Annotated in this window: 8 protein-coding genes; 3 read left to right on the top strand and 5 right to left on the bottom strand. The window is 72.7% G+C overall.

Annotated features, from left to right (window positions below; translation table 11 throughout):
• The first annotated feature begins 212 nt into the window (after nt 1–212).
• Nucleotides 213–3,776, top strand: a complete 3,564-nt coding sequence (locus ACGF5O_RS23960) for a choice-of-anchor D domain-containing protein (RefSeq protein ID WP_393811906.1) — start codon at nt 213–215, stop codon at nt 3,774–3,776.
• A gap of 107 nt (nt 3,777–3,883) precedes the next feature.
• Here ACGF5O_RS23960 and ACGF5O_RS23965 read toward each other — a convergent pair whose 3' ends face one another.
• The gene (locus ACGF5O_RS23965; RefSeq protein ID WP_393811907.1) at nt 3,884–4,606 is read right to left on the bottom strand and encodes a response regulator; all 723 of its coding nucleotides are present in this window, start codon (nt 4,604–4,606) and stop codon (nt 3,884–3,886) included.
• The gene (locus ACGF5O_RS23970) at nt 4,603–5,982 is read right to left on the bottom strand and encodes a sensor histidine kinase (protein ID WP_393811908.1); all 1,380 of its coding nucleotides are present in this window, start codon (nt 5,980–5,982) and stop codon (nt 4,603–4,605) included. Before ACGF5O_RS23970 ends, ACGF5O_RS23965 begins: the two co-directional genes overlap by 4 nt.
• A gap of 213 nt (nt 5,983–6,195) precedes the next feature.
• Between ACGF5O_RS23970 and ACGF5O_RS23975 the strand changes: the two genes are divergently transcribed.
• Both ACGF5O_RS23975 and ACGF5O_RS23980 read left to right on the top strand, forming a co-directional pair.
• Nucleotides 6,196–6,897: an ABC transporter ATP-binding protein gene (locus ACGF5O_RS23975; protein WP_393811941.1), complete on the top strand. Its 702-nt coding sequence runs from the start codon at nt 6,196–6,198 to the stop codon at nt 6,895–6,897.
• Nucleotides 6,894–9,536 (top strand): ABC transporter permease, encoded by a 2,643-nt coding sequence (locus ACGF5O_RS23980; RefSeq protein WP_393811909.1) that lies wholly within the window; start codon nt 6,894–6,896, stop codon nt 9,534–9,536. Before ACGF5O_RS23975 ends, ACGF5O_RS23980 begins: the two co-directional genes overlap by 4 nt.
• 91 nt (nt 9,537–9,627) lie before the next feature.
• Here ACGF5O_RS23980 and dpgC read toward each other — a convergent pair whose 3' ends face one another.
• From dpgC to dpgA, 3 genes are read right to left on the bottom strand one after another with little or no spacing between them, the layout of a single operon-like run.
• Nucleotides 9,628–10,914: a (3,5-dihydroxyphenyl)acetyl-CoA 1,2-dioxygenase DpgC gene (gene dpgC, locus ACGF5O_RS23985; protein WP_393811910.1), complete on the bottom strand. Its 1,287-nt coding sequence runs from the start codon at nt 10,912–10,914 to the stop codon at nt 9,628–9,630.
• Nucleotides 10,911–11,576, bottom strand: a complete 666-nt coding sequence (gene dpgB, locus ACGF5O_RS23990; protein ID WP_393811911.1) for an enoyl-CoA-hydratase DpgB — start codon at nt 11,574–11,576, stop codon at nt 10,911–10,913. Before dpgB ends, dpgC begins: the two co-directional genes overlap by 4 nt.
• Nucleotides 11,577–11,586: 10 nt before the next feature.
• Nucleotides 11,587–12,753: a 3,5-dihydroxyphenylacetyl-CoA synthase DpgA gene (gene dpgA / locus ACGF5O_RS23995; protein ID WP_393811912.1), complete on the bottom strand. Its 1,167-nt coding sequence runs from the start codon at nt 12,751–12,753 to the stop codon at nt 11,587–11,589.
• Nucleotides 12,754–12,791 lie beyond the last annotated feature (38 nt).

Genomic DNA, 12,791 nt, shown 5'->3' on the forward strand with positions numbered 1-12,791 from the left:
CGGCGTCCGGCGGGGTGTCACCACCTCGACTTCGTCGCGCATTAGATCTTGCATGCCGAAATTTTATTGTTGCAATGTTCTGTCTGGTTATTGCGCGGCGATGTCAACGTCATTACGGTCCCCCGTGCGTCATCACCACCCTCCGTCTCCCCTCCCGCCTCTGGCGGTGCCGGCGGAACAGTTCGGGCATTACGTGATGAAAGGAGTGGTAAGTGTTCCATTCCGTCAGAGATCTGAGACGAGCCCTCGTCTGGGCGGTCAGCACCGCGATGCTGACCGTCGCCGGCGTCTTCGCGCTGGCCGTCCAGCCGGCCGCGGCGGCGGCGACCGCCGCCACCGGCGGCAGCGGCGCGAGCCTGCCGTACGTCGAGGTGCAGGCGGAGAACTCCGCCACCAACGGCACGAACATCGGACCGAGCTACACCCAGGGCCAGTTGGCCGACGAGGCGTCGTACCGCAAGGCGACGACCCTCCAGGGCACCGGCCAGTACGTCACCTTCACCACGCCGGTGGCGACCAACTCGATCAACTTCCGGTACAGCATCCCCGACACCTCGGGCGGCTCGGTCTACACCGCCGCGCTGTCGCTGTACATCAACGGCGTCAAGCAGCCCGACTTCACCCTGACCAACGCGTACAGCTGGTACTACGGCAGCTACCCGTTCACCAACACCCCGGGCAGCAACCCGCACCACTTCTACGACGAGGCCCACCGCCTGTTCGCCACCACCTATCCGGCGGGCACCACCTTCAAGCTGCAGGTCGACTCGGGCGACACCGCCTCCTCGTACACGATCGACTTCGCCGACTTCGAGCAGGTCGGCGCCGCCCTGACCGCGCCTTCGGGAGCGGTGTCGGTGACCAGCCAGGGCGCAGATCCGACCGGTGCGACCGACGCGACCGGTGCGTTCAACGCCGCGATCAGCGCGGCAGGCCCCGGCGGCACGGTGTGGATCCCGCCGGGCACCTACAACATCCCCGGCCACATCAGCGTCAACAACGTCACCGTCGCCGGCGCCGGCATGTGGTACTCGACCGTCACCGGCACGGCACCCGGCTTCTACGGCAACTCCGCGCCCTCGGCCAGCACCGGCGTGCACCTGCAGAACTTCGCGATCTTCGGCAACGTGCAGGAGCGCGACGACAGCGCCCAGGTCAACGGCATCGGCGGCGCGATGAGCAACTCGACCGTCGCCAACCTGTGGATCGACCACATGAAGGTCGGCGCCTGGATGGACGGGCCGATGGACGGGCTGACGTTCAGCGGCATGCGCATCCGCGACACCACCGCGGACGGCATCAACTTCCACGGCGGCGTCACCAACTCGAAGGTGACCAACAGCGACATCCGCAACACCGGCGACGACTCCATCGCCACCTGGGCGGACTCCGGTATCGGCGCCGACGCCAACGACACGATCTCCAACAACACCGTCTCGCTGCAGATCCTCGCCAACGGCATCGCGATCTACGGCGGCCACGACAACACCGTCAGCGGCAACCGCGTGGTGGACTCCGGCATCACCCAGGGCGGCGGCATCCACGTGGGCCAGCGCTTCTCGTCGACGCCGGTCGGCACCACCACCATCTCCGACAACACCATGGTCCGGGACGGCAGCCTCGACCCGAACTGGCAGTTCGGCGTGGGCGCGCTGTGGTTCGACGGCAGCCAGGGCGCGATCACCGGCCCGATCAACGTGACCAACGCGCTGATCCAGCAGAGCCCTTACGAAGCGATCCAGTGGGTCGAGGGCACCATCAGCGGGGTCAACCTGAACAACGTGACCATCGCCGGCACCGGAACCTTCGCGCTCCAGGAACAGACCGGCGGCGCGGCCAAGTTCACCAACGTCACGGCGACCGGCGTCGGTTACACCTCGCCGGTGTACAGCTGCTCGGTCGGCAGCTTCACGGTGACCGACGGCGGCGGCAACTCCGGCATCAGCGGCACACCGTACTGCGGAGGGTGGCCGGCCCCGGTCTACCCGCCCTACCCGTCCGAAGGCGTCACGGCCACCCCGGGCGCGCTCAACTTCGGCTCGGTTCCCACCGGTTCGACGAGCGACGCGCAGACCGTGACGGTCTCCAACCCGACCAACGCCGCCGCGTCCGTGTCGTCGATCTCCACCAGCGGCGACTACTCCCAGACCAACACCTGCGGCTCGTCGATCGCGGCGAACGGCTCGTGCACCGTCAGCGTGAAGTTCGCCCCGACGGCCACCGGCAGCCGGAGCGGCTCCCTGAGCGTCAACGCGGGCGGGGTCACCAACACCGTCACCCTCTCCGGCACCGGCACCGCGCCGGGCCCGGTGCTGAACACCGACCCGGCGAGCCTCGCCTTCGCCGCCACGGTGGTCGGCTCCTCGGCCGCCACGCAGACGGTGAAGGTGACCAACTCGGGCACCACCTCGGCGACCGTCTCCGGCGTCACGGCGACCGGCGACTTCAGCCAGACCAACAACTGCGCCACCCTCGCGGTCGGCGCGTCCTGCACGGTGACCGTCGGCTTCAAGCCCACCGCAGGAGGCTCCCGCACCGGCAGCCTGACCGTCGCCAGCAACGCCAACAACAGCCCGACCGTCGTCGCCCTGTCCGGCAGCGGCATCGACAGCACCACCGACATCGCCGCCGGGCGGCCGGCGACGGCGAGTTCGAGCAACAGCCCGTACGTCGCTTCCAACCTCACCGACCCGGACGCCTCGACGTACTGGGAGGGCACCAACGGCTCGTTCCCGCAGTGGGCCCAGGTCGACCTCGGCCAGAGCTACGGCGTCGGCAAGGTCGTGCTCAAGCTCCCGCCGGCGACCGCCTGGTCGGCCCGCACCCAGACGCTGTCGGTGCAGGCATCCACGGACGGCTCCAGCTTCTCCACGATCAAGGCGTCGGCCGGGTACACCTTCGACCCGAACGCCAACGGCAACACGGCGACCATCACGTTCAGCGCCGCCACGGCGCGCTATGTGCGGGTGAACATCACCGCCAACACGGGCTGGAACGCCGCCCAGTTGTCGGACTTCGAGGTGTTCCCCAGCGGCGGCGGCTCCTCCCCGGCGGCCCTGTCGGCGAGCCCGGCGTCACTGACGTATCCCACCCAGGCCCTCAACACCGCAAGCAGCGCGCAGACCGTCACGGTGACCAACACCGGAACGGCGGCCGCGACGGTCTCCGGCGTCACCGTCACCGGTGACTTCTCGCAGACCAACACCTGCGGGACGTCGCTCGCGGCCGGGGCCTCCTGCACGGTGGCCGTCACCTTCACGCCCACCGCGTCCGGCACCCGCACCGGCGATCTCGGCATCGCCAGCAACGCGTCGAACGGCACGACCACGGTCGCGCTGACCGGTACCGGCGCCGGCACGGCGAGCAGGAACCTGGCGGCCGGAGCGGCATCCACCGAGTCCAGCCACACCGACGTCTACCCGTCGTCGAACGTGACGGACGGCAACCAGGGCACCTACTGGGAGAGCGCCAACAACGCCTTCCCGCAGTGGGTGCAGGTGGACCTCGGTTCCGCGCAGAGCGCGAGCCGCGTCGTCCTCCAGCTCCCCGCGACGTGGGGCGCCCGCAACCAGACGCTGTCCCTGTCGGGCAGCACCGACGGCTCCTCCTTCACCACCGTCAAGTCGTCGGCCACGTACACCTTCGACCCCACCACCAGCAACACGGTCACGATCACCTTCACCGCGACCACCCAGCGGTACTTCCGGGTGAACATCACGGCGAACAGCGGCTGGCCCGCCGGTCAGATCTCCGAGTTCCAGGTCTGGAACACCTGATCCCCCCCCACGGTGCCGCCGGGCGCGATCGTCAGCGCGCCCGGCGGCACCGGCCACCGAAGGCGACCCGACCGCAGGAGTGCCCACCGGCTCCGGGCGGCGGTCCGTCAGTTCGACGGCGGAAGGTCCATGGAGCCCGGTGTGACCAGACCCGTCTCGTACGCGGCGATGACCGCCTGGGCGCGGTCGCGGAGCTGCAGCTTGGCGAGGACGTGCGTCACGTGGGTCTTCACCGTCGCCTCGCTCAGGTGGAGACGGGCGGCCAGCTCCGCGTTGGTCAGGCCGCGGGCCAACGACTCCAGGACCTCCAGCTCCCTGCGGGTGAGCGTGGACAGGTCGCGGTGCAGCGTGGTGGTACGCCCCGCGGGCTGGGCGAAGCGCTCCACCAGGCGGCGGGTGATGGACGGCGCGAGCAGTGCGTCCCCGGAGCGGACCAGGCGCACGGCCGCGGCCAGGTGCTCCGGGGTGACGTCCTTGAGCAGGAACCCGCTGGCGCCCACGGCGAGTGCCCCGTAGACGTACTGGTCGAGGTCGTAGGTGGTGAGGATGATGATCCGGGGCGGGCTGGGCGGCGCGTCCGGGCCGAGAATGCGGCGGGTGGCCTCCAGACCGTCCGTACCCGGCATGCGGATGTCCATCAGGACGACGTCGGGGAGCGTACGCCGCACGGTCGCCACGGCCTCGTCGCCGTCGGCCGCCTCGCCGACGACCTCGATGCCGTCCGCGGCCAGGATCATCCGGAAGCCGGTGCGGACCAGTGCCTGGTCGTCGGCGATCACCACCCGGGGCGGTCCCGCACCGTCGTCGGCGCGCTGTGTCTCGGTACTCACTCCACCTCCACCGGAATGACCGCCAGGACCGCGAAGCCTCCGTGCGGGCGGCTGCCGGCGGACAGCGTACCGCCGTAGACCGCGAGCCGTTCGCGCAGTCCGATCAGGCCACGGCCGCTGCCCGCGACCCGTGAGCCGCGCTGCCCGCCGGTGTCCTCGACCGCCACCCGTACCTGGCCCGGGGCGTGCTCCACGCGCACGGTGACCGTGGCACCGGCGGCGTGTTTGACGGCGTTGGTCAGCCCCTCCTGCACCACCCGGTACGCGGCGAGGTCCACGCCCGCGGGCAGCGTGGCCGGGGTGCCGGTGACGGACAGCTCGACACGCGTGCCCGAGTCGCGCACCCGCCCGGTCAGTTCGGCCAGCTGACCGAGGCCCGGCTGGGGCGCCAGATCCGCGGTGGCGGCCGGCTGCGGTCCATCGGAGGCCATCGTCAGCAGACCCATGACGTGCCGCAGCTCCGCCAGCGCGGCCCGGCCGCCCGCCTCGACGGCCTTGAGCGCCTCGCGGGCCTGGTCGGGGGAGACGTCGAGGGTCTTGCGCGCCGCACCGGCCTGAATGGTCATCATGCTGACGTTGTGGGTGACGACGTCGTGCAACTCGCGGGCGATGCGGGCGCGTTCCCGCTCCACGGCCTGCCGGGTCGCCTCCTGCTGGGCGCGGCCCCGCTGCTGCCACACGTGCACCGCGTTGGCGGCGAGCGCCACCGGCAGCAGCACCAGGACCGGGATCAGGCCGCGGTCTATCTCCGGCATCAGCGACAGGACACCGAACGCGGTACCGCCCAGCGCCAGGCTGGCCAGTGCCGGTGCGCGGTACGGGCTGTACATCGCCGCGCTGTACGCCGCGATCAGCGCGCTCGCGAAGGCGAACACCGACGCGTCCTCGGTGATCTCGCCCTGGTGGAAGCCCCAGGCCGCGGCCAGCACGGCCCAGAAGGCGGCCAGCGGATACCGCCGGCGCAGTGCCAGCGGTGCCGCGCAGAGCACACCCAGGGCCAGCTCCCACGGGTGGGCGGGAGGCAGCTTCCGCTCGGTCCGCTGCCGGGGCTCGGGGTTCTGGTCGCCGGACAGGTCCGGACGGGACGGCGCGGCCGAGCCGGAGCCGGAGCCCGTGTCGGCGTCGGAGGCCGATGCCGACACGCGCGGCACCTGCGGCCGGTTGTCGTACGTGGAGCGGTCGAGATCCGCGGAGACCGTGCCCACCGCGAGGACCGCGGCGATCAGCAGATCGGCGATCCAGGTCCAGCGCGAGCGCCGCGGCAGCGCACCGGCGGCGCGCCACCACCTACCCCCTCGGGACGACTGGACGATGCCTGCGCGCAGCCGCCGCACGGGTGCCGGCCACCATCGGACGATCCGCCTGGCTCCATTCACCGGGCCATTGTGTCAACCGGGCGCCGGCCCGGGATCCGTCTGCGTGCGGGGACGACTCAGCCTGTGGACTAGGCCGCTGGGTTGAGACGGCCGGACCTCCTCCGGAGACGGTAGGAATCTTCGGCACAGCGGCCGACGCGGCACCGGACCCCCCACACCTAGCTTCTTCGGTACTACAAGAGACCCGGCAACCCTGGAGGAGCCGTGAGGGACCTGACCGACCCGCTCATCGAGCTGCGCGACGTGAGCAAGGCGTACGACGAGGGCCCGCCCGCGCTCTCCGGGCTGTCGCTGGACGTGCGGCCAGGCGAGGCCGTCGCCGTGCTGGGCCCGTCCGGCAGCGGCAAGTCGACGCTGCTGAACCTCGTCGCCGGCCTCGACCGGCCCACCGAGGGCGGCGTGACCGTCGCCGGGGTGCGGGTGGACCAGCTGAACGAGGCCGGATCCGCGAAGTACCGCAGGTCCTGGATCGGCATGATCTTCCAGTTCTTCAACCTGCTGGACGACCTGACCGTCGCCGACAACGTGCTGCTGCCGGCCCAGCTCGCGGGCATGCCCCGGGCCCGGGCCGCCGCCCGCGCCGACGAACTGCTCGGCCATCTCGGCATCGCCCGCCACGCGCACGCCTACCCCGGCCGGCTCTCCGGCGGTGAACGGCAGCGGGTCGCGGTGGCCAGGGCGCTGATGAACAGTCCGGCGCTGCTGCTGGCCGACGAACCCACCGGCGCACTCGACTCGGCGTCCGGGGCGGACGTACAGACGCTGCTGCGCGAGCTGAACGACGACGGGCTGACGATCGTGCTGGTCACCCATGACCTGGCGCTGGCGAAGGCATGCGCCACCCGCACCGTCGAACTGGTCGACGGACAGGTCGCCCGGGACACGACGCACGGTCTTCCGCAGGTGAGCCGATGAGCGCCCCGTGGCCGTCGGGCCGGGCGAGCACCCGACTCGAAGAGCCCGGCACGGCCGCGCCCGCGCCCGACGGCGGCGGCCCGGGCCGCGGAACGGGGTCTGCCGGGGGTGCCCGCGGGGGTGGTGCGCTCGGCAGAGTGGTGCGCGCCGGTGTGGGGCGGCGCCGGGTGCAGACCGTGGTGATGGTGCTGACGACCCTGCTCGCGGTGGCCGCCTCGGTGCTCGGCGCCGGGCTGCTCGTCGCCTCCCAGGGCCCCTTCGACCAGGCGTTCGGGAAGCAGCAGGGGGCCCATCTCAGCGCGGAGTTCGACGGGACGAAGGTCTCGCAGGCACGGCTGGCGGCGACCGGGGACGCCGACGGCGTGGCGGCGGCGGCCGGTCCGTTCCCCATGGCCTCGCTGCGGGTGCAGAGCACGACGGGCGGGGCCCTGGGCATCACCCCGCCGCCGCTGACCGTGGTCGGCCGCGCGCAGGCGGACCAGCCGGTGGACAAGGTGACACTCGTCGAGGGCAAGTGGGCCGCGAAGTCCGGGGAGATCGTCCTGGACACCAGTGCCCGCACCCCGGGCGTGACGGTGGGCAGCCGGCTGGAGGTCACCGGGCCGGGCGGCAAGACGGAGCTGACCGTGTCGGGCATCGCCGAGTCCGTCGGCGAGAGCGCCGACGCCTGGACGCTGCCGGCTCAATTGCGCGAACTGGCCGGCTCCGGCACGGGCCTGGGCTACCAGATGCTGTACCGCTTCGACCACGCGGACAGCCGCGCGGAGGTCGCCGCCGGCAAGAAGGCCGTCTCCGCGGGACTGCCCGCCGGGGCCCTGCGCGGCGCGCAGTCATGGCTCGACGTCAAGCAGATCGCGGACGACAACGTCTCGGCGTTCGTGCCGTTCGTGACCGCGTTCGCGCTCATCGGCCTGGCCATGTCCGTCCTCATCATCTCCATCGTGGTCAGCGGCGCGGTCGCGGCGGCCACCCGGCGCATCGGCATCCTGAAGGCCATCGGCTTCACCCCGGCACAGGTGGGCCGGGCCTACGTCGCGCAGGCCCTGATCCCGGCCTCGGCCGGCGCCCTGCTGGGCGTGGTCGTGGGCAACCTGCTGGCCGTGCCGATGCTGAACGAGGTCGAGACCGCGTACGACACGACCTCCCTGCTCATCCCGCTGTGGATCGACGTCGTGGTGCCCCTGGCGGCGCTGGGACTGGTGGTCCTCGCCGCGCTGGGACCGGCGCTGCGGGCCGCCCGGCTGCGGACCACGGAGGCGATCAACGTCGGCCGTACACCCCGGGAGGGACGGGGGCGCACCGTCCGGCGGCTGCTGACCCGGCTGCCGGTGCCGCGCCCGGTCAGCCTCGGCCTCGCCACTCCGTTCGCGCGTCCCGCGCGGGCGGCGACCACCGCCGCCGCCGTCGGCTTCGGGGCGCTGGCGATCACCTTCGCGGTGGGCCTCGGCAGTTCGCTGTTCGCCATCCAGACGGACGGCAACCCGGACTCGGTCGGTGACGTGACGGTCAGCACCGTGGGACGCCCTGGCGCCCCGGCCCGCCAGGGCGCAGGCGACCGCGAGGCACCCACCCGCGGTGCCGAGGGCACGACGGCCGGGACGGGCTCCCGTACGGATGACGGTTCCCGCGCGGACGCCGGTCCCACCGCCCGCGACGACCAGGGGGGCCGCGGCGACCCCGGGTCCGCGACCGGTCCGCAGACCAAGGTGAAACCGGCCGACCCCGCCAAGGTGGCCGCCGCGATCCGGGCGCAGTCCGGCACCGGGTCGTACTTCAGCACCGCGAAGACGCAGGTCAGCGTCGCCGGCGTCAAGGGCGGCTCACCCCTGGTGGTGTACGAGGGCGACGCCGCGAACAGCGGGCAGCGGATGCTGTCGGGGCGCTGGTTCTCCGCACCCGGCGAGGCCGTGGCACCCGCCCGCTTCCTCCAGGCCACGGGGGCGAAGATCGGGGACACCGTGACGCTGACCGACCAGGGGCACAGCGCGCGGCTGAAGCTGGTCGGCGAGATCTTCGACCTCGGTGACCAGGGCATGGCGGTGCGCACCGACGCCGCGTCGGTGACGCAGCTCGTGCCCGACGTGAAGCCGGACCACTTCACGGTCAGGCTCGCCGAGGGCACGGACAAGGGCGACTACGTGGACGGGCTCAACGCCAGGCTGAAGACCATCGGCGGGGTGGCCACGAGCTCCGACGACGACCGCTCCTCGACCGTCATCGTGGTGATGCAGTCGCTGATCGCGATGCTGACGGTGATGCTGGTGGTGGTGGCCTGCCTGTGCGTGCTCAACACGGTGGTGCTCGACACCCGCGAACGCGTCCACGACCTCGGGGTGTTCAAGGCGCTGGGGATGACACCCCGGCAGACCGTCACCATGGTGCTCGTCTCGGTGACGGCGACCGGGCTGGTGGCCGGTGCCGTCGGCGTACCGCTGGGCGTGGCGCTGCACCACTTCGTCATGCCGGCGATGGGCCGGTCGACCGGCGCCGAGATCCCGGCCGCCGACATCGACGTCTACGGCCCGGGACTGCTGGTGCTGCTCGCCCTGGGCGGCGTCGTCATCGCGGCGGCCGGCGCCCTGCTGCCGGCCGGCTGGGCGGCGCGTACGGGGACGGCCCGGGCGCTGCGCACGGAGTGAGACACGGGGCGGACCCGGCACACGAACGCCCGGGCGGTACCGGTTGAATCCGGTACCGCCCGGGCGTTCGCGCGCGGCCCGGACCTGCCGCTCAGACCTGCCGGCCGGCCCTGTCGGCCGGGCGCCGGTCGGAGAAGCGGCCGACCTTGGCCAGTACGTCCGTGCTGTACAGGCGCCGGGCCTGTTCCAGGGCGAAGTCGGCCAGGTAGCGGCGGAGCGCGTCGGGGTCCTCCTCGGCCGCGTTCAGCATCCTGCGGTTCGCGGCGACCGCCTGGCCGCGGAACCGGTCGAGGGCGTCCTCGACGGCCCGGTCCAGGTCCCCGGGCGGATGCACCTCGTCCACGAGCAGGCGTGCCTCCGGGTCGGTGGCGTGGATCGTACGGCCCTCCAGAATGATCTGGCGGGCCAGCCGGGGTCCCGTGAACCGGGTGAGACGGAAGTTGGCGGCGCCCGGCACGATGCCCTCCTGGGCCGCCGGGAGGCTGAGATACGCGTCCGACGCGGCCAGTACGTGGTCGAGGACGAGGAGCAGTTGCATGCCCCCGCCGATCGCGAAGCCGTCGACGGCCGCCACCCACGGTTTCGCCCGCACGGCCGGCGGCCAGTGGCCGTCCCCGTCCGGGTGCAGACCGCCCCAGATCTTTCGGAGGTAGCCCAGCTCACGGCGGAGCAGGAAACCCATGAGTGAAATGTCCCCGGCGTGCAGGGACTTGAGGTTGATGCCGGCGCTGAACACCCGTCTGCCCCGGTAGCGCGGGTGCGTCATGACGCCGCCGCGCAGCAGGCACACGTCCACCGCGGGGTCGAGCAGGACGAGGTCGACGGCGGTCTCCATGTCGTCGACCTGGCGTTCGTCCTCGGCGTTCAGGCAGTCGTCGCGGCACATGGTCAGCCTGGCCACGCCGTCGCGGCGCTCGACGCGCACCGAACCGAGGTCGGCCGCGCCCGACGCCGTGTACGCGGGCAGCAGAGCCAGCGCGCGGGGGGTCGGCCGGAGCATCGACTCCAGCAGGTGGGCGCCCGCGGCCGGCGCGTGCAGGACGGCGCTGAAGAAGATGCCGAGGTCGATCTCGTGGCCCTCCTTCAGCGCCTGCGGCAGCCGCCGGTCCGCGGCCAGTTCGGCCGGCGTCGGCAGCAGCCCGGGAAAGGCCGCGCCGGCCGACTCGGCCAGTTCGGCCGGCCGCGGCCGACGGGTGTACCCGGCGGTGGCCTCGGCGTACACGGCCTCGGCGTGCACGGCGAGGAACGCGGCCCGGACCGACCGGCGTTCGTCGGCGTGCGCCGGATCCGACCGGGCCCGCCCGCGCAGCGCCGCACGGTCCTCGGCGAGTGCGGCCCCGCCCGCCCGAGGGCCGGAACTCTCCCGGGCGGTCGTCATGTGGTCGGCTCCGCCGCAGCGAGACGCAGGGCCCGGTCGCAGGCCGCCAGATGGGCGCCGAGGGCCTCCTCGAACGGTACGGTCCGTGCGTCGAGGAGCAGTTGGCGGCGGATCGCCAGTTCGGGGCCGGGTACACCGGCCGCCAGGCCCGCCGCGGCCGCCGCCGCGCCCGCCGCGTCGTCCGTCACCTCGTCGACGAGGTGCAGGGCCAGCGCCTCCGCCGCGTCGATCGGCGTGCCGAACAGCGCCGCCCGGCGGATCGCGGCGATCCCGGGCGTCTGCTGGACCAGCCGGTGCAGTGCCATGCCCGGCCAGGTCACGCCGTCCAGGGCGGGCAGCCGCAGCCGCAGCGAGCGGGTCGCCACCCGCAGGTCGGTGGCGAGCAGCGCGTCCAGGGCGGCGCCGCCGCAGGCCCCGTCGGCGACGGCGACGGTGACCGCGGGCAGCCGTTCCAGCCGGCGCAGCACACGCTCCCACTTGCTGACGAGGCCGACCGTCATCCCCTGCGCCCACCCTGAGCCGGGCGTGCCGCTCAGTTCGAGGACGACCGGGCCGCGGGCCCCGCCGTCCTCGGCCGCGTCGCACACGGCGCCCACCGCCGCGACGGTGTCGGCGCCCGGCGGCCGGCCGCCGTCGATGTGCACCCTCAGGTAGTCGTTCACCGGATTCTCCTCACCACTGGACCAGTGCCGTCTCGATCGTGGAGCCGGGTCCCATCGTCATCAGCACCCCGAAGTCGCCCGCCCGCACGACGCGTTCGCGCACCAGTCGCTCGTAGGAGAACAGGAAGGAACCGCTCGACAGGTTGCCGTAGTCGCGCAGCACGCCGCTGGTGTGCCGCAGGTCGTGCCGGGTGAGTCCGAGGTTGACCCGGACGGCGTCGATGACCTTCTTCCCGCCCGAGTGCACCAGCCAGTGCCCGATGTCGGTGCGGCGCAGCCCCTCGCCCGCGAGCAGGCGGTCCACCACCTGCTCGGCGTTCGCGCCGACCACGTAGGGGATGTCCGGGTCCAGGTAGAAGCTGAACTTGTGCTGGTCGTCGTCCCAGTCGTAGCGCATCGCGTCGATCGCGCTGTCGATGAGGTGGCTGGCGAAGCCCAGCAGCCGGGGTCCCGCCGAGGCGCCGGGCACGGCCGGCAGGCCGCCGGACGGCGGTCCCGCGGCGTCCGGCGGGTCGGCGCTCAGCGCGATGGCGGCTGCCCCGTCGCCGAAGAGGCTGTTGACGACGGAGGTGCGCATCGAGCCGTCCATGACGTACGCGGCCGAGCAGGCCTCCACGCACAGCAGCACCGCCACCCGGCCGGGATGGGCGGTGGCCCAGGCGGCCACGGCGTTGAGGGCGTTGAGCCCGGCGTTGCACCCCATGCCCACCACGTCCATGCGGCTGGTGCCGGCCCTGATGCCGGTCTCCCGCATCAGATGCGCGCTGACCCCGGGCGTGAGCAGCCCGGTGGTGGTGACGCAGCACAGGTGGTCGATGTCCGCGAGGGCGAGACCGGCGTCGTCCAGGCACCGCCGAACGGCCCTCGCGCCCATGTCGAGGGCCAGCCGTTTGTGCTTGGCCAGCAGCTGCCCCTGGGGTTCGGTGCCGAAGGCCCCGGTGTCGTCGCGCGGGGGCAGGGTGAGGAAGCGCCGCTCGATGGCGCTGTTGAGGAAGACCGACCGGGTCCGGGGGTCGGTGATGCCGAAGAGGTCGAGCAGTTCGCGCTGCCCGTACGCGTTCCCGGTGACGGCGGTGCCGGCGCCGATGATCCGGGCCGGTGTCAGGGTGTGCTTGCCGTGCGGCTCCACCGCCGCGGGCGCCGGACGGGCGTCGGGCGGGGTACTCGTGGTGGTCATCGGTAGGTCCACCCCCACATACGGGGCTTGCTGCGCGG

Source organism: Streptomyces sp. NPDC048291 (assembly GCF_043201715.1).
GTDB lineage: Bacteria > Actinomycetota > Actinomycetes > Streptomycetales > Streptomycetaceae > Streptomyces.